The organism is Paenibacillus sp. WG02 (genome assembly GCF_055396115.1).
Genome location: NZ_AP036016.1, coordinates 1,726,852 through 1,745,017 on the forward strand (window position 1 = coordinate 1,726,852; position 18,166 = coordinate 1,745,017).

The 18,166-nt window shown below is 46.7% G+C and carries 11 protein-coding genes; 8 read left to right on the plus strand and 3 right to left on the minus strand.

Annotated features, from left to right (window positions below; translation table 11 throughout):
- Nucleotides 1-12 precede the first annotated feature (12 nt).
- The 5 genes from ACBP55_RS08215 (at nucleotide 13) to ACBP55_RS08235 (ending at nucleotide 9,963) form a co-directional block, all read left to right on the plus strand.
- Nucleotides 13-831: an ABC transporter permease gene (locus ACBP55_RS08215; RefSeq protein ID WP_464650832.1), complete on the plus strand. Its 819-nt coding sequence runs from the start codon at nucleotides 13-15 to the stop codon at nucleotides 829-831.
- Nucleotides 832-1,641 (plus strand): ABC transporter ATP-binding protein, encoded by an 810-nt coding sequence (locus tag ACBP55_RS08220; protein ID WP_464650833.1) that lies wholly within the window; start codon nucleotides 832-834, stop codon nucleotides 1,639-1,641.
- A 227-nt stretch (nucleotides 1,642-1,868) separates the two neighbouring features.
- Nucleotides 1,869-3,878 (plus strand): efflux RND transporter periplasmic adaptor subunit, encoded by a 2,010-nt coding sequence (locus ACBP55_RS08225; protein ID WP_464650834.1) that lies wholly within the window; start codon nucleotides 1,869-1,871, stop codon nucleotides 3,876-3,878.
- Nucleotides 3,875-7,027: an efflux RND transporter permease subunit gene (locus ACBP55_RS08230; protein ID WP_464650835.1), complete on the plus strand. Its 3,153-nt coding sequence runs from the start codon at nucleotides 3,875-3,877 to the stop codon at nucleotides 7,025-7,027. The genes ACBP55_RS08225 and ACBP55_RS08230 overlap by 4 nt, the downstream gene beginning before the upstream one ends.
- 62 nt (nucleotides 7,028-7,089) lie before the next feature.
- Nucleotides 7,090-9,963 carry an RCC1 domain-containing protein gene (locus tag ACBP55_RS08235; RefSeq protein WP_464650836.1) on the plus strand — a complete coding sequence of 958 codons (2,874 nt, stop codon included), beginning with the start codon at nucleotides 7,090-7,092 and terminating at the stop codon, nucleotides 9,961-9,963.
- A gap of 167 nt (nucleotides 9,964-10,130) precedes the next feature.
- Here ACBP55_RS08235 and ACBP55_RS08240 read toward each other — a convergent pair whose 3' ends face one another.
- Both ACBP55_RS08240 and ACBP55_RS08245 read right to left on the minus strand, forming a co-directional pair.
- The gene (locus ACBP55_RS08240; protein WP_464650837.1) at nucleotides 10,131-10,901 is read right to left on the minus strand and encodes a hypothetical protein; all 771 of its coding nucleotides are present in this window, start codon (nucleotides 10,899-10,901) and stop codon (nucleotides 10,131-10,133) included.
- A 155-nt stretch (nucleotides 10,902-11,056) separates the two neighbouring features.
- Complete coding sequence (locus ACBP55_RS08245) at nucleotides 11,057-11,944, minus strand: EamA family transporter (protein ID WP_464650838.1); 888 nt, start codon at nucleotides 11,942-11,944, stop codon at nucleotides 11,057-11,059.
- Nucleotides 11,945-12,129: 185 nt separating this feature from the next.
- Here ACBP55_RS08245 and ACBP55_RS08250 point away from each other — a divergent pair, with 185 nt between their 5' ends.
- A complete protein-coding gene (locus tag ACBP55_RS08250) occupies nucleotides 12,130-13,188 on the plus strand; it encodes a LacI family DNA-binding transcriptional regulator (protein ID WP_464650839.1) in 1,059 nt (352 codons plus the stop codon).
- A 59-nt stretch (nucleotides 13,189-13,247) separates the two neighbouring features.
- Here ACBP55_RS08250 and ACBP55_RS08255 read toward each other — a convergent pair whose 3' ends face one another.
- Nucleotides 13,248-14,213 carry a cation diffusion facilitator family transporter gene (locus tag ACBP55_RS08255; protein ID WP_464650840.1) on the minus strand — a complete coding sequence of 322 codons (966 nt, stop codon included), beginning with the start codon at nucleotides 14,211-14,213 and terminating at the stop codon, nucleotides 13,248-13,250.
- A gap of 497 nt (nucleotides 14,214-14,710) precedes the next feature.
- Here ACBP55_RS08255 and ACBP55_RS08260 point away from each other — a divergent pair, with 497 nt between their 5' ends.
- Both ACBP55_RS08260 and ACBP55_RS08265 read left to right on the plus strand, forming a co-directional pair.
- Nucleotides 14,711-17,038: a helix-turn-helix domain-containing protein gene (locus ACBP55_RS08260; RefSeq protein ID WP_464650841.1), complete on the plus strand. Its 2,328-nt coding sequence runs from the start codon at nucleotides 14,711-14,713 to the stop codon at nucleotides 17,036-17,038.
- 164 nt (nucleotides 17,039-17,202) lie between these two features.
- Entirely contained in the window at nucleotides 17,203-18,165 is a 963-nt protein-coding gene (locus ACBP55_RS08265) for an ABC transporter permease (RefSeq protein WP_464650842.1), read from the plus strand.
- Nucleotide 18,166 lies beyond the last annotated feature (1 nt).

An 18,166-nucleotide genomic window follows, 5' to 3' on the forward strand; every position in this document is an offset into this window, starting at 1 on the left:
GAGGGGCTCTACATGGATACCATGGTGAAAAAAAGACGCAAATCAACTTTGTTTGCCATACGGGGCGATATTAGCCGAAGAACATATACATCCGGTGTTGTGCTCGTTGTTGTGATAGCTATGCTCTTTTGGAGTGTGCTCAGCTATGGCGACTTTGTAAATCGCACGTTTCTACCTACACCGGATCAAGTACTTCGCCAGTTTGCAATTCAGCTGCAGAGCTCTGTATTCTGGAACCATGTTGGCATTAGTATATTTCGAGTAGGGGCGGGCTTTCTGCTGGCTTGTTTACTAGGTATTCCGCTTGGCATTATGGCAGGTACGTTTCGCTTCGCTGAAGCGCTGCTCGTTCCTCCTACCGAGTTTATCCGGTATATGCCAGCGACGGCTTTCATCCCGCTTATTATGGTTTGGGCAGGGATAGGCGAGTGGGCGAAGGTGATCGTCATCTTCATCGGCTGTTTCTTCCAGCTCATGCTGATGGTTGCCGATAATACACGTTCGGTTTCCAATGATTTGCTTCAAACCTCCTATACCCTTGGTGCGAACCGTTGGCAAGTTATCGAGAGGGTGCTTATTCCTGCTCTATTGCCGGATTTAATGAACACCATGCGATTAATCATCGGTTGGGCTTGGACCTATCTTGTTGTAGCTGAGTTGGTTGCCGCTAGCAGCGGACTTGGTTTTTCCATTATGAAAGCACAGCGGTTCCTCAATACGGATCAAATCTTCGTAGGAATTATCGCCATTGGCTTGCTTGGATTGTTAACGGATCGCACATTTGCTTATTGTCACCGCAGATTTTTCCCGTGGCTGGAAGGAGGGCGTTAAATGTTGCGTGCTTTGAATATGGAGCGCATTGATGATCAAGCTGTGGCTGTGAGTAAAATTACGGCGACGGATGTAACGAAGGTGTATAGCACTAAGAAATCTCAATTTATTGCGCTTGATCGTGTTTCATTCCATGTGGATGCGCATGAGTTTGTCAGTTTTGTAGGTCCGTCGGGTTGTGGCAAGTCCTCTCTCCTCCGAATACTTGCGGGTTTAGAGACAATGACAACCGGTACGTTAAGCATTTCCGGACATGAGATTGATGGCCCTGGCGCTGACCGCGGGATGGTCTTCCAATCGTACACTTTGTTCCCTTGGCTTTCTGTGAGGGAGAATATCGAGTTCGGACTGACGCTTAAAGGCGTTCCTATATTCGAAAAGAGGGCTATTTCCGATCACTTCATGGAGCTTGTCGGGCTGCAGAAGTTCGCCAGATCGCTGCCGAAGGAGCTTTCCGGCGGTATGAAGCAGCGGGTCGCCATCGCTCGGGCCCTCGCGAACAATCCGGAAGTTCTGCTGATGGATGAGCCATTCGGTGCGCTCGATCCGCAGACGAAGAATTCGATGCAGGAGCTGTTATTGCGTATTTGGGAAAAGGAAAAAACCACCGTCGTTTTCATTACCCATGACATCGAGGAGGCTATCTTCTTATCTCAACGCGTGTATGTGATGCAGGCGCATCCGGGAAGGATTCGCCAAGAAGTCGTGATTCCGCAAGGACTTCGTGAGAACTTGGACTGTAAAGATTCGGAGTCGTTTATTAAGCTGAAAAAGCAAATTATTTCGCTTATCGGGGCTCATGAGGAGTAGCAAGCAGTAAATGCTGGTATCTAGGCTGAAAAGAAGGTGATGAGAAATTCTCATCACCTTCTTTGGCATGAATCGCAGGGAATCTCGTTTCCATAAAAGAAAATCTCCTCACCCGCAAATTTTTACTTTTAATTCACATTTGCATCACAGTTCTATCATGAAATTTTAGTATGGTGAAAAAGAACGATTTGCCCAAATGAATAGAATTTGACGGAGGTTTCAATCCAATGAGGAAGTACAGTTCACTCAACAGCATCACAATCATCGCAGTCGTTACCGCAATAACCGTCACTATAACTGGTTGCAGTACAGCAGCAACGGGCACGGCTAAACCAGGGGCTAACGGTCGTTCGGGCACACGTCAAATGACGGTAGAAACACAGCCAGTCAAATTGTCAGACATTGGCGGCGGGCAAGTATTTACGGGCTCAATTACACCTGCTTTCACGACCAATCTTTCTTCGAAAGTCAGCGGGCGCATTACATCTGTTGATGTGAATGTAGGGGATCGTGTAAAAGTAGGACAAGCTTTGGCGCATATTGACACCACAACGCTGCAGCAATCCGTCGAGCAGTCTAAGAGTGATGTCGCTTTAAGCCAAGCGCAGTATAGTAAAGTGGTTAATGATCAATCCAATAGTGTGGCTTTGGCTCAAAAAGCTTTGGCTGTACAGCAGGCAGCTTACGAAAAAACGATTAATGATCAAAAAAACGCGGTTGTTTTGGCACAAGCTCAACTTAATAACGCGATAGCCGCTCAGCAAAATTCCATCGAGAGTGCAAAACAAGGGGTCTCTAACGCCCAAGCTAGTTTTAGCAAAGCGCAGGCCGATGCGGCTACTGCCGTAACCGTTGCCCAAACGAACTTGAACTCGCAGTTGGATAGTCTACTCACAACACAGAATAACAATATAGTTACCTATCAACTGAATGTGCAGCAAGCAGTAGCTGCGTACAATACAGCAACAGATAAAGCTGGTGCGATGGCTAAGCTGCAGAGTGCGCAGCTTCAATTGCAGCAAGCACAGCAGGCTCAATATAAAGACACGCAGTCCGCTCAACAATCGTTGACGAACTTGCAAAATGCTCTCCTGACAGCTCAAAGCTCTCAGAGCGTGCAGGTAGCTCAAGAGTCTCTGAACGCTGCGCTTCTATCTTTGGCAAACACACAGGGGACGGCTGCGGCTCAGATTGAGCTTAGCCGGACACAGTTCGCACAGTCACAGTCTTCGCAGGATATTGCGAAGAACACGGCAGAAGCTACGCTTGATCAATCTAAACAATCCCTAATGACAGCACAATCCACGGATTCTTTACAGGTAAGCGCCGCTCAACTGCAGCAATCTCAAATGAAATTAAAATTGCTGAGCGAGCAGCTTCAGGATGGTGTACTGACTAGTCCGCTAGACGGAATTGTTAGCAATATTCTAGTACCTGTTGGACAAAATACAGGCCAATCCGCAGTTATGTCTATTGCTTCCTTTGACCCGGTCATCGCAACCGTGAACGTATCTGAAGCATCCGTCGGTAAATTCAAAACGGGACTATCGATGTCGGTTAATGTGCCTACACTGAATAAAACGTTTGAGGGAACGGTATATATTGTTCATCCAACGATGGATGCTACTTCCAAATCGTATTTGGTTGACATTAAGCTGAAGGACGACAAACATGAGCTGCTGCCGGGCATGTTCGCAACATCGTCTTTGAAAAGCGAAGGCAAACAATCTATCGTCGTACCAGCCGACGCTGTGCTTAGCCAACCAAGCGGCAACGCTGTTTTCATAGTCAAGGATGGCAAAGCCTCGAAGGTACTTGTGAAAATCGGCGTGATGACGAGCTCTTCTTTTGAAATTACAAGCGGTTTGAATGTTGGCGACGAGCTTGTCGTGAAGGGTCAGGAGCTTCTCTCGGATAATGTGCCTGTCCAAGTAGGTCAACCAGGGCAAGATGCAGGTGGCGCTGGTAAAGGAAATGGCCAGGGCGGCAAAGGTGGTCAAGGTGGGCAAAATGGCCAGGGTAGTCAAGGCGGCCAAGGCCAAAACCAAGGCCAAGGCAGCCAAGGAGGAAAAGGTGGACAGGGACAAGGTCAAGGCCAAGGAGGACAAGGAAGATCCGGTGGTCAAGGCGGCCAAGGCAGATCTGGCGGGCAAGGTCAAGGCACTGATCAAGGCGGCGCAAAGCCGAGTCCAAACGGAACTGATGCAGGCACTTCGAAAGCGGGGGCTGGACAGTGAAGTTAGCTAATTTCTCGGTTCATCGTCCAGTCACCATTTTCATGATGATGATCGCGCTGGTCATTGTGGGAGCCATTGCAATTCCACTTTTACCAGTCGATCTATATCCGAACCTAGAAATACCGTCGGCCACGGTTTCTGTTTCATGGAGCGGCGCTTCACCAGGCCAGATTGAGCAGCAAATTACGAAGCCGATTGAAAATGCCATGGCGACAGTTGCAGGCGTAACGAGCATAAGCTCTAATTCCCGGACGGGTTCGGGCAATGTGACGCTGCAATTTAACTATGGAACGAATATTGACCAGGCGACATTAACAATGCGCGATAAATTGGACAGAGTGCGCAGGCAGCTTCCTTCCGATGCCGATGCGCCAGTTGTTTCCAGGGTCGATCCAAACAGTACGCCAATCATGACATTGGCTCTCTATGGGAAAACCGATTTAGTGACGCTGCGTAATTTAGCTGATAACATCGTCAGTCCTGACGTTCAACGTGCAGATGGCGTAGCATCCGTTGGTGTATCCGGCGGACGGGTGAGACAAATTCAAATTCTCGTCGAGCCGAGCCGACTGCAGCAGTATAACATCTCTTTCAGCACACTAGTGTCCGCTCTTGGAAATGATAATTCTTCCACAGATGCAGGACTCGTTAATAAAGGTAAACAATTAGTGCCTTTGCATATTGATGGTGAATTTAAATCCACCGCAGATATTGGCAAAGTTCAGGTACAGCTTGGCAAGGGTCAAACGATCGCGCTAAGCGACCTTGGACAGATCATCGACACGTATCAAGATGTCACGTTGGAATCGCGTAAAGACGGAGAAGCCAGTGTCAGCCTCTCGGTGCTTAAACAATCCGACGGCAACACGGTTTCGGTTTCGAGTAATATCCAGAAATCGCTTCAATCTATTCAATCCAAGCTGCCGGAGGGCGTGCAAGTCGCTATATTGAACGATTCAGCCAAATTTATTCGCGATTCATTGAATACGGTTATCGAGCATACTTTGCTGGGCGGCGTGTTTTCCGTCATCATTTTGCTTTTCTTCTTACGCAGTATCAGAGCTACGCTCATTATCGGTTTAGTTATTCCAATATCCATTATCAGTACCTTCAGCATGATGTATTTCGGTCATCAAACGATCAATACGATCACCTTAGGCGGTCTGGCATTAGGTCTAGGGTCACTCGTGGACTTCGCGGTCGTCGTACTGGAAAGTATTTTCCGTAAAAGGCACGAAGGACTTTCCCCAGAAGAGGCTGCAAAAGTAGGTACTGCAGAAGTAGGAACGGCGGTTATGGCTTCTGCGCTTGCTCAAATTGCTGTATTTCTGCCAACCGTATTTATTGGCGGCTTGGTTAAGCAATTTTTCTGGCCGATGGCGCTCGTGGTATGTTTTTCCCATATTGCTGCATGGTTTGCGGCTGTAACGTTAGTTCCTATGCTTGCCGCCAAACTTCTACGGGGGAAAGTTGATGAGGAGCTGCCTAAAGGCAGGTCATTCAATCCATTTATTTGGTTCGGTCGGGCTTTAAACCGCACAACTCACTTATATGGTCGGTTGCTCCGTTGGTCTATGCTTCATCGGTGGATCATTATCACCATAACTGTGCTGCTTTTTGCAGCCAGTGTGTACTCTGTTCGGTTTGTAGGAAATGAACTAACGCCTAAGACGGACCAAGGCCAAGTTAATTTAAATATCAACCTGCCACAGGGGACAGATTTCGCAGTTACGAATCAAGTAGCATCGACGCTTGAAACTAGATTGAAAGATGTTCAGGAAATCGATTCCGTCTTTACTTCCGTTGGTTCTTCTGGGGGCGGTGCTTTTCAATCCTCAGCAACGAACACAGCGAGTATTCAGATCAGGCTGAAACCGCTAAGCGAAAGGAAGAAAAGCACAGATCAAGTCGCCGAACAAATTCGTGGACTCACGACTGGCTTTGCTGGAGCGCAAATTGGTGTCAATATACCTTCGGGCGTAAGGCTTCCAGGTCTTGGCGGCGGTGGGAATTTTGGCGGAGGAGACATTCAGGTGAATCTTTCCGGTCCCGACTTGACGATTTTGCAAAAGTTGGGTGACTTGGTGGCCCAAGAAATCAGTTCTGTAGATGGTACGCGGAATGTTCAGAATACATTGGATCGTTCGATCCCGCAATTCAATCTAACAATTGATCGCGATGCGGCGGCTCACTACGGGGTTTCGCTGCGAGATGTCATGACAGCTTTACGGACCGCCTATCAGGGTAATGTCGCAACGCAATTTAAAACAGCGAGCTCACAAATTTCGGTTCTCGTGAAGTATCCGAACGATTTTACGAACAAGATTGAAAACTTCAACAATATTACCATTAATACGACTGCTGGGACGGTTATTCCTGTCAGTCAGATTGCCAAGGTGGAGCCAGGCACAGGACCTGCGCAAATTCGCAGACAAGATCAGAATCGGGTAGCGACAGTTCAGGCATCTGTTTTTGGCGCTTCGGTTGGGGAAGTATCCGCCCTGGTGAAACAGAAGATCGATGCCATTCAACCACCTGATGGCTATCAGCTAACGATGGGCGGTCAGCAGGCGAGTCAAAATGATTCCTTTAAGAGCTTGTATTTGATCCTAATCCTTTCGGTCGCATTGGTTTACATGGTTATGGCGAGTCAATTTGAATCGTTATATGGCCCTTTTATCATCATGTTCTCATTGCCGCCCACGTTCATTGGGGCGATCCTCGGACTTATCGTGACAGGTCGGACCATCAATATGAATTCGATTATCGGGATGATTATGCTTGTTGGTATCGTCGTGAACAACGCGATAGTTTTGATCGACTACACGAATCAGCTGCGTGCCAAAGGAATGCCGCTCTTCGATGCCTTGATTGAAGCTGGTAAGGTACGTTTGCGCCCGATTCTCATGACGACGGCAACAACGGTGCTTGCGATGCTTCCGCTTGTAATCGGGTTTGGTGATGGGGCGGAGACACAAGCATCGATGGCGACAGTCGTCGCTTTCGGATTAACCTTGTCCACACTTGTAACTTTAGTATTGATTCCGGTTGTTTATACACTGCTTGACGGCTGGATGAACGGGATCAAAAAGAAATTCAAACGCAACCCTTCTGCACCGCAGGAGTCGGGAACATCAGTTTCGTTGTGATGGTTGGAAATTATGCTTACGAAGTTAGTTTTCCAAAAAGGAAAACTTTAAGGAGAAGGCTCATGAAAACAATGAAACGTAACGTTTCCTTTTGGTTGTTAGGCTTTATGCTGCTTAGTGCCTTTACGGTTTTCTCAGGAGTGCCTGAGAAAGCTTGGGCTGATGCGAGCCTGCCAGCCATTGGGACAGCCGATATCAAACCGTCTTCCATCCTTCAAATCAGTGGTGGAAAAGGCTTCACCGTCCTTCTCAAGAAAGACGGAACCGTGTGGACATGGGGAGACAATCTGCGTGGAAAACTCGGATCTGGATTAAACAACCGCAATCAACCGACCCCTATTAGCGGATTGTCGAATATTACAGCAATTGCGGTTGGGCAGTCTCATTCGCTTGCTTTGAAAGCTGATGGCACCGTCTGGGCTTGGGGGGAAAACACCTTTGGTCAGCTAGGTGACGGAACCTCCGTGGATCGAAATTCACCGGTTCAGGTTGCGGACTTGACCCATGTGACGGCGATCTCAGCGGGGAATTTTCACTCCGTAGCTGTCAAAGATGACGGCACAGCTTGGAGTTGGGGCGACAATACGTATGGACAGCTAGGTGACAGCACGAATACAGCCCAAAGTAAGCCTGTCCAAGTTAAAGGAAACATCGTTTCTGTTAAAGCCATTGCCAGCGGCGCTTATCATACTTTGGCGATTGATCAAGATGGTGTCGTTTGGGCGTGGGGAGACAACTATTTTGGAGAGCTTGGTTACGGATATGACCAGAATCGATTGAATACACCTATCATGGTGACGAGCTCTTATTGGCACATTACTCAAATCGCGGCTGGTTTTGACTATTCCATGGCGCTCAAAGATGACGGTACCGTGTTGACATGGGGACTCATGACATCGGATCCGAGCTCGATGTATAATGCCGTCAATTCGGGTACGGAAGAACAGAAGCTGCCGCTTCTCGTAACTGGGCTGGAGAACGTGACCCAAATCTCCGCCGGCACCTCTCACGCCGTTGCATTGAAGAAAGATGGCAGCGTATACGCATGGGGGGACAATGCCTCAGGCCAATTGGGCGTTGGAACCGCTTATGACGGTAAAACGTGGAACCAAACGTTTCCTGATCACGTCGATGGGCTCCCAGAGATGGCTCGTATTGGGACTGGTACCAATTTTACATTTGCCGTAGGGAAAGATGATAGTCTTTGGGCTTGGGGGAATAACAGTTACAGTCAGCTGGGTGACAAGACATTGAATAACCAACCTGCTCCCATACAAATCCAAGTGAATACTTGGATAAATCCACCTGTAATAAAGCCAGGTGAAGGCACGGTCATCATGAAGAGTCCTAAAGTACTCCCACTTACGGCCGGAGAAAATGATACATTTGTCATTAAGAATAATCGTCTTTACGGTTGGGGAAGTAACACGTTCGGCCAACTAGGTGTGGGTTCGAATTCCTCTAAAATAGCACCAGAGCAACTGAAACTTGAGCAAGCAGTGGCCGTGGAAGCGGGAGACGCTCATACCGTGGCTGTCAAAGAAGATGGAACCTTGTGGACTTGGGGGCAAAATTTCTTTGGCCAGCTGGGTGATGGCACAACGACGGCTCGGACTACACCTGCACAAGTCAATGCATTGACTGGGGTAGTTGCAGCAGCAGCTGGAAGCAATCATACGATTGCCCTGCTAAATAATGGTTCCGTGTGGAGCTATGGCGACAATACCTACGGACAGCTGGGCCATGATCGCTCGGCAGAGTCTAATCAAATTGTGCAGCTGTCGAATATCGTTGCAGTGGCGGCAGGCTCCAACTTCAATTTGGCTCTGCAAAATACAGGGAAGATTTGGGCTTGGGGAGATAATACGAGCGGACAGCTGGGAGACGGCACTTTGGCTGGCAAACAGCAGCCCGTTGAAATTAACGGTGTAACCGGAGTAGTCGCGATAGCCGCTGGGAAAAATTATGCCCTTGCGCTTAAAGAAGACGGAACCGTTTGGGCGTGGGGATATAACGCTTATGGTGAGCTAGGCGATGGGACAATAACGACACAAACCAAACCAGTTCAAGTCACCGGTTTAATGAATATCAAATCGATTGCCGCCGGTACGTATCACAGCATAGCGATTAAAAACGACGGCACAGTCTGGGTTTGGGGCCAGAACTTATTTGGTCAATTAGGTGATGGTTCAAAAACCAATCAGAACAAACCAGTGCTAGTGAAGAACTTAGGCTCTGCAGATGCAGCAGCAGCTGGCGGGACTCACAGTATTGTGAAGCTGAAAGATGGCACCATTTGGTCATGGGGAGGCAACTACACGGGGCAGCTTGGTGACAACACATTAACGAATCGAAACCTGCCGACTTTAATTAGTGGATTAAGTGCTAATTTCAATGATCTCGCTGGCCATTGGGCGAAGGATTCTATTCTTCAAGCAGCAGAGAAAGGCTTCGTTGAAGGGTATAGTGACGGAAGTTTCCTTCCCGATCACGCCATTACCAGAGCTGAATTTCTAAAACTTGCCGTTAAGGCCATGAACGTGCCTGTATCTACAGTCCGTACAGATCAAGCATGGTATCAGCCTTATGTAGACGTTCTACAAAAAACGGGCATTTTACAAGCAGGGGATCTTCAAGCGGATTGGGATCTACCGATTACTCGTCAGGAGATTGCGACGTTGGCCCTGCGCTTCGTAAGCCCTGAGCTACAAAAAATGAATACGGTTGTAACCCCTAATTTTGTCATGCTTGGAGCAGTGAACAAAGGGATTCTTCAAGGCTTAAACGCTGGAAACCTCGCTCCGGCCGAGGCGACAACTAGAGCTCAAGCGGTTATTGTCATGGAGCGGATTTTGAAAGTTCAGCAGGGGATTAGTCTTCCTGTGGACCCCTTAGCTGTCGAGCAAGCTAAACAGAGTTCTGGAAACAGTCAGTAGGAATAGAGAAATAGAAAAGAACAGACTACGAAGAAGACCGTGCTTTAGAGAATAGATTCTCTAAACACGGTCTTTTTTGCTGCAGCTTTACTAAGTAGAAATCGCTCATATCACGACTCTCCCCTTGCCTCAGGATGAATGGAGATCTGACTAGAAGACTCTTCGTTTTATTTCATAATCTGCATGATTTGATACACTTCGCGACCATCGCCATGCAGCTTATTCTCTCGGCTCATTAGTTGAGAAGAACCATCTCCATCGAGAAAAATACCGTCGACTAACTGACCAGGTACGATTTTTTGCAAAATGGCGCTGCGAAACTGTTCTATGGTACAAGTAGTCGGCGTGACGATTAACCAGACGTTGCCTTGGGTGTCATAGGTTGCTGCGGAACGGAGACGATTTTCATCATAAGCGGGCATTTCTTCGGCAATCATTTGAGCTTCCCAGCCCATGGAATCCCCTAGTTTCATGCTAACGCCGCCTTGCGCCCAATAGTGGTTGCGTTCCGTCACTTTAAGCTCGCCCGCATGCTTGACGATCTGAACATTGAAGGCTCGCAGCGCTTCATCCCAGACGAGCGTCCCGCGCGATACATCTGTATTATACCAACCGGTTCCGTAATCATTGGCTTCTCCTTTGGCTGGAAGGTCGTTGGTTACAGCAATGCTGAGCAAATCGCCATTGTAAAAAAATCCGCCATTAATGCCATATAAGCCTGTTTTAGTGACATTTTTATCAATGGCTTTAAGTGCGATGTTCTCAGGCTTCGTTTTCAGCACATGAAGCTCAACACCATTGGTGGCTTGCAGTTTAGAGTAGGTATAGGCATGAGGTTTTTTACTATTTTCGATAGCCAAAGGGTATAACGCCATAGAAAGAAATAGGCCGAGAATGGGAAAAAAGAGCCATAACGTAACTGGACGATACTGTAACATTCTGCGAATTCCTCCATTTTGACTCTCAGATCAGTCACTTTATTCACCCAAGATTATAGCACGAAATAAAGGGAAATTTACCAAAAAATATGAAAGTGAATGGAGTGGAAAATAGATACTAGCTGATAAACGAAATTAAAGAAGTATTTGATCTTTTAAAGCTTTACAAATATGAGACCTGCAAATAGAAGAGCTAAGGCGAGACCTTGCAGAATGGTCAATTTTTCTTTGTAAACCAGAACAGAACCGACAACGACGACAAGTCCATAAGTGGAGAAAATGGGCGCGACAATGGAACCCGGTCCCATTTGCAGCGCGACAGAGTAAAGCTGAAGGCCGCCGTAAGAGAAGCAGCCGGAAAGCAGCCCCCATAGAAGTCCTGTACGACTTGGTAATGCATCATTGGTAATTATAAGTCCTTGTTGGACAGGCTTTTGCTGCTTCTTTGTATGGCTAACTGCGGCTATGGCGAACCAAATGGCGGATAGCAAATAACTGATAAATAGAATAGGCGTATTCGCTAATGCTAGCTCGGCAGTGACTTTCAAGCCACCATTGCGGAAGAAGAATAGAAGTCCGCCGAGCGCAACGAGTGCGAACCATTTCTTCTCTTTGATTGTGAGAGGCTCTTTGAGCTTAATGGATACAAGAATCGCTGAGGCAATAAGCAGGACGATACCGCTGGCTTCCGTGCTATGTATGTGTTCACCATAGATGGTGACGGACATGAGAATGACTAGCAAAATATTTAGGTTCATTAGCGGCGCTGTTAAGCTTGCCGGACCGTTCTCAAGCGCTTTCATGAACACAACATTGCCCCAGCCTGATCCTACGCCAATGATGATGCCAGCTAACCAAACACGCCAATCATCTAAGAAGAGGGAGCCTTCCCATAGGCTGTTCACAGCGAAGCCAAGTGTTCCTGTGAGATAAAGTCCGAGCAATAGATGCGGTGTGGAGCCTTGGCGCATTTGACTCACTTTCATAAAAAAGCCGGTGAGACCAAATAGTACGGCACTGCCGACTGCTGCAATAAACCACATGATGTGTGAACTCCTTACGTTTTCTTTTCAAAGGCTGTATGCATCCCTAAGCAATTGCTTTTTCGAGTGCACGAATCTTTTCATTATAGCTAATTGCTGTAGGAATGCACAGATTATCGAAATTTGACGAGCGATTTGCATATGGATAAAATGAGTTAAGGCATTACAAAAATGAGGGATTTCCTATGAAGAGAAGTAAACAGCCCACCATAGTCGATGTGGCTTCTGAAGCGGGCGTCTCCATCGCGACGGTATCCAATGTTTTGAATCGGAGAAAGGTGCCGATGTCGCCAGAGACGATACGCAAAGTGGAGGAAGCCGTTGTACGACTAGGTTATCGCCGCAATGTGATGGCAACGAACCTTAGTCGGCGTCGATCCTATGAGTTAGGGCTTATCATACCGCATTTCGGCGGCTATTATGGCCGATTTGCTGAGAAACTGGAGCAGAAAGTACATAGTTTCGGCTATCATTTATCCGTATTTTCAGCAGCGGGGATGGATCCAGTGATCGAGAAGCGTCACCTGGAGCACTTGCTGCAGCGAAGAGTAGACGGTTTAGTGAGCCATGGTTTAGCGATGAGCATGGAATCGACCCAGCAATTAGTCGGTGAGGGCACGCCGCTGGTTATCTTCAATGGCTGGGAATGGCCTAGCGAAATCGTCAAGCTGGCGGTTAATTTGGATTTTGCAAAGGCTTCGACGGAAGCCGTCCAGCATTTCCTCGCAAACGGCTGCCGCTCCATTATTTATGCCGGCAGGCGTAAAGGGATGGGGGCTAATGAGCAGCGTATCCAAGGGTTTATGGCAGGGCTAGGAGATAATGCCGAGTCGACGGTGCATGCGCTTTTGGATGCGGGAGAGCTCGGTATCGAAGGAACACTGGAGGAAGCTCTGCGCATAAGCGGCGAGCAGCGGCCTATTGGCATCTACACCTTTAATGATGCGTTGGCACTGGAGCTTCTAGCTGTGTGTCATGAGCGAGGCATTCGTGTGCCAGAGGATGTGCAGTTGATTGGAATGGACAATGAACTATTTTCTAAGGCCAGCTTTCCCTCTATCACAAGCTTCGAGATGCCAGTAGAGCTGCAAACGAGCTTAGTCGCGGCTTTTCTGATGCGGCAGATAGGTGAAGACTTGGACGAGGAGAATACACTGCTGTTGGAAAAGCACTTGCCGCGTATTCACGGGCATGAGCTGATGATTGATTTGGAGATGATTGTAAGGAAGTCTACAACAACATGAAAAGACCGTTATACTCTCTCTAAGAGGAGAAGTATAGCGGTCTTTTTGTCATTCCCTTATTAGATTTGAAGCTCATTTCTATGCGTTTGTCTTTGATGTTTCAAAAACTCCTTGCCATAATCCCCATGTGGATTAATGTCGGCATGTTCAATTTGGATGGTGGAGTGCTCGATGCCATATTTACTTTTCAGCGTTTCATTAATCGCAAGAATAACACAGAAGGGTTGGATATTGGGATTGATGAACACATGCGCGGTTAGAGAGTAATGATCGGTCGAAACCGCCCATAGATGCATTTCATGCACATCTTCGACACCTTCAACACGCGCGATCTCGCTGCGAATTTCATCTAAGTTGAAGCGTTCAGGCACTGACTCCATCAGAATCAGGTAAGATTCTCGAATGATTTTGCTTCCACCAATGAAAATAATGCCTCCAATAACCATCGAAATCAGGGGATCGAAAAAGAGAAGACCTGTGTAATAAATGATAATAGAAGAGATAATGACACCTACCGAGCTGAGTAAATCGCCGAAAAAGTGCCACAACGCGCTTTTCACATTCAGATTGTCCTCTTCTTTCACACTGTTATGGAGAACCAAAGTAAGCACAAGATTGACGACGAAACCGATGGAAGCAATTCCGAGCATAAGGGCTAGTTTAATCGGCTGCGGGTCAATGATACGTTGAATCCCTTCTATGAAAATTCCCAAAGCAATGATACAGAGGGCTAACCCATTAAGAAATGAAGCGATAATCTCAAACCTCAGGAACCCAAAGGTGAACCGCGCGTTAGGCTGACGAGTAGCTAGCTTCAGAGCAACCATACTTAATCCCAAAGCGATGACGTCGGAGATCATATGGGCAGAATCGGATAGCAAAGCAAGGGAATTAGAGAGCACCCCACCTACAATTTCTACAATAGTGAAAAAGGCGGTCAGTATGAGAGTCACCCATAACGTTTTTCTGGATTTGCTCTGTTCTTTCACATGATGGAGATGGTGATAGTCGTATTCGATACTCATACGTTTCCTCCTTATTTATAATAATTCTAATTAATATTATTATATGCCAGACCTTCGTCAGGTGCAACTGATTTTGTGTAAAGAGTATATGAAGCGCGTGAGATGCTGCTGCCACTATGTTGTTTGAGAGGCTAGATTGCATGTTCGAGTTAATAAAGCGCTTTCTAATTTGTAACATAATTGAAATGTTCCTGTTATGGTTTCATAATGTTGGCGAGGTATTATAATAACCAAGACCCCCTTTTTAATATAAACTTTTGAACCCGGCCCCGTTGGCTGGGTTCCTTTTTTTGTTTAGCGCAAAAAATCTCGCAGCATATCTAGCACTGTATTTCAAGCTTCCGATTACCAGCACAGCAAGGTATACTAGAGGTAACAATCTTTTTGGGATCAATGCCACAATAAATTGCAAACGCATACATAGACGCAAATCATACATACAGTTACTCTTACTATGATCGCAACACGGAATCGTAAAGGAAATGGGGGCATTTACTATGCTGTTAAAGAGAGAGAGAAGCGTTAATGTTAACGTTAACAAAGGAAGGCACCGCGTGTTTGCGCGTATTCTCGTTCCTTATCTTGTTTTTCTGATGCTGCCGATGATTATTGGCTGGGTCATTTACCAGAAGACGACGGCGCTAATCGAAAGCGAAGCAACCGCGAGCCATATGAACCTGCTGGAGCAGAGTAAAGATATCCTCGATCGAAGACTGGAGGAAATCGCCTCGATTACTCAGCAGTTAGCGGCCGATACAAGGATTATGCGGTTTCAGTCTGTCACGGATCCTTTTGAGGGGACGAATACGTACCGGGTTTTGGATACAAATAAAAGCTTGTACGATTACAGGATGTCTAATAATTTCATATTTAATTATTATGTCTTGTTCAAAAATAGTGAAATGGTGCTAACCCCGGGGGCTACTTACTCGTTTCAGCATTTTTTTGATGGAGTAGCTCGTTACAGCAAGTATGATTATGATTCATGGTACGACTTCGTCACCAAGCAATTTCATGCCCGCAAAACTTTTGCGTCTGAGGAAGTCATCGTACAGGGTGTGCCCTATTCAATGCTGACGTATATGCAATCGCTTGGGTACCCAGGCAATCCCCAAGGCGCCATTGCTGTCATGATTGATCAGAAGGAGATCCAGAAGCTGTTTCAAGGGCTGAACATTTCCGAAGGGGGATGGGCCTATATTGTGGATGGCGAGGGGAAGATCATTAGTGAGCTGTCAGCGAGTAAAGCTCCCTTACCGATCGATATCGGCAATCTTATTGGCAATAAGGGTGTAATCGAGCAATCGCTGCAATCGACACAGATGATGATTACCTATACGAAATCCTCCTATAACGGTTGGACGTATCTGGTGGGAGAGCCAACTTTTGTTGTACTGGAGAAAGTTCGTTATATTCAGAAAATCACTTTCTCTTTGACGTTCGTCTTTCTTGTCGTGGGTGTCTTCATCGCGTATGTGCTGGCTTATCGCAACAGTAAACCGTTACGGAATATCGTAAGCTTGATTCTGGAAAAAGCGGACGTAATCTCGCACCAGAGGGATGTCTTTGGATTGATCGGAGATACGGTAACCGGTTTGTTCCACAATAACCACAGGATGAAGTCCGAGATCGAGCAGCAGGTTCCTTTGCTGCGGGCAGCGTATTTTCAGCGGCTGTTGAATGGGCAATTTATTTCGGCACGCGATGCAGATGCACTGTTAAAGCATGTTGGTATGGATTTGCAGGGGATGTCCTATCGGGTCGCGGTTGTTCATTTGCGTGGCTTCGATAACGGCTATAACAATGACCTTTTGGAAGAACTGGATATGAAGCGTTTGCTGGCCAAAGAAATGTTGAGAAGGACGATCGATCAAGAAGGCTTTGTTTACGATATTTCGGAGGATCAGTTCGGGGTGCTTTTTTGCTATAGAGCTGAGCAGTCGGAGCCCTACAAGGAGCCTATTGAGCAGAAGCTGAAAGAAGCCAATGAGGAGATGAAAAGCCAGTTAAAGCTGGTGTCCGTCTATGGTGTAGGCGGCTTATGTGATAGCCTCACTAGCATCTCCAGATCGTATGAACAGGCCAGAGAAGCATTGAACGTACAATTATGGAAAAATGAGAATGAAATCGTATGGTTTGACGAGCTCCCGACGGATATGAACAATTACTATTTTCCGCAGGATGTGGAGATCCGCTTAATCAATTTGGCGAAAGCGGGGGACCATGCTGAAGTCCAGCATACGCTTGATGAGATATACCATGAAAATTTCGAGCTGAGGCACCTATCCTTCGCGGTAATGCAGTTGTTCTTGTTTGAAATGTGGGGAAGTCTTGTGAAGCTGCTGCCGCAAATGGAGCTCGATCAACAAGAGGTTTACAAGCGGATCCAGTCACTAAGCAGCGAGATTGACTCCTATGAAAATATGCGCAAAAATTATCAGTCGATCCGCGCAACCTATCAATGGATATGCGAAAGCGTGAACGAGCATAAGAAAAGTCAAAATGTGCAGCTAGTCCAAAGTATTCTTGGCATGCTGCAGAACGCATATATGGACAGTGAGCTTTGCCTGGATGTAGTGGCCGATCGGTTTCGCATTTCGAAAGTGTATCTATCTCAATTTTTTAAAGAGCAAACGGGCATTAATTTCTCTGACTATCTGGAAAATCTGCGCATGGATCGGGCCAAAGATCTCCTGCAGACAACGGAACTAACGATTCTAGAAATTTCCGATAAGGTTGGCTATAGCTCCTCCAATACGTTTTGTCGGGCATTCAAGCGGCTGCACGGCGTCAGTGCGACCTCCTATAAGAAATTACACGGATAAGAATGCGGCACTTTTGTGCCGTATTCTTTACTTTTGCACATCCATTTAGAAGTGCACATGGCCGAATCTTAATATTTGCACATAAAGAAAGCGCTTTCTAATTTACGGCTTGAGGTGATTCCTTGTATCGTTAAGGTATCAATTGAAAGGGGGAAGAGCGCACCATGAAAGAGGTTGTATTAACCAAAGCAGGCACGGGAACAAGCAGTCGTCTGCTGATTGTCGCAAGGAAGCAAATGAAGAAAAGCTGGCAATTGTATGCCCTGCTTGCGCTTCCAGTCATCTATGTCCTTGTGTTTAAATATTATCCGATGTACGGGGCGCAGATTGCCTTCAAGGATTATATTGCATCCAAAGGAGTTGCTGGGAGCGAGTGGGTCGGCATGAAGCATTTCATCCGATTTTTCAACTCTTATGAATTTGTGAAACTGATGAAAAACACGTTGATCATCAGCTTGTACAGCTTGCTTGCCGGGATTCCGTTTCCAATTATTCTGGCCTTATCTTTGAATTATGTGAAAAACCAGTTCTTCAAAAAGTCCGTACAACTGATTACTTATGCTCCCCATTTTATATCCGTCGTCGTGATGGTAGGGATCATCATGGAGCTGCTTGACCCCCGCAATGGACTAGTGAACATGCTGCTCGGTCAATTGGGCTTCAAAACGATTAATTTTATGGCCAAGCCGGAATATTTCAGCTCGATCTATGTCTGGTCTGGTATCTGGCAAAATGTAGGCTTCTCCTGCATTATCTATTTAGCAGCTTTAGCGGGTGTCGATCCCGCGCAGCATGAAGCGGCTGTTATTGATGGAGCAAGTAAATTTCAGCGCATGCTGCATATCGATCTGCCAAGCATCGTTCCGGTTATGATTATTCTGCTTATTTTGAATACTGGTCATATTCTGGATCTGGGTTTTGAGAAGGTGCTGCTATTGCAAAATCCGCTTAACGCGCGTACTTCGGAAGTCATCGATACGTTCGTGTATAAGGTCGGCCTTGCCTCCCAGGCGATGAATTACTCTTATTCTACGGCCATCAATTTATTCAAATCGGTCATTGGTTTGATTTTACTGATCTCGGTTAACCAAATGGCGAAGAAAGCGAAGCAGGAAAGCCTATGGTAAG

Bases quoted from the DNA above. Each gene is read 5' to 3' on its own strand.
- ACBP55_RS08215 (WP_464650832.1), top strand. From the start codon at position 13: ATGGATACCATGGTGAAAAAAAGACGCAAATCAACTTTGTTTGCCATA.
- ACBP55_RS08220 (WP_464650833.1), top strand. From the start codon at position 832: ATGTTGCGTGCTTTGAATATGGAGCGCATTGATGATCAAGCTGTGGCT.
- ACBP55_RS08225 (WP_464650834.1), top strand. From the start codon at position 1,869: ATGAGGAAGTACAGTTCACTCAACAGCATCACAATCATCGCAGTCGTT.
- ACBP55_RS08235 (WP_464650836.1), top strand. From the start codon at position 7,090: ATGAAAACAATGAAACGTAACGTTTCCTTTTGGTTGTTAGGCTTTATG.
- ACBP55_RS08240 (WP_464650837.1), bottom strand. From the start codon at position 10,901: ATGTTACAGTATCGTCCAGTTACGTTATGGCTCTTTTTTCCCATTCTC.
- ACBP55_RS08245 (WP_464650838.1), bottom strand. From the start codon at position 11,944: ATGTGGTTTATTGCAGCAGTCGGCAGTGCCGTACTATTTGGTCTCACC.
- ACBP55_RS08250 (WP_464650839.1), top strand. From the start codon at position 12,130: ATGAAGAGAAGTAAACAGCCCACCATAGTCGATGTGGCTTCTGAAGCG.
- ACBP55_RS08255 (WP_464650840.1), bottom strand. From the start codon at position 14,213: ATGAGTATCGAATACGACTATCACCATCTCCATCATGTGAAAGAACAG.
- ACBP55_RS08260 (WP_464650841.1), top strand. From the start codon at position 14,711: ATGCTGTTAAAGAGAGAGAGAAGCGTTAATGTTAACGTTAACAAAGGA.
- ACBP55_RS08265 (WP_464650842.1), top strand. From the start codon at position 17,203: ATGAAAGAGGTTGTATTAACCAAAGCAGGCACGGGAACAAGCAGTCGT.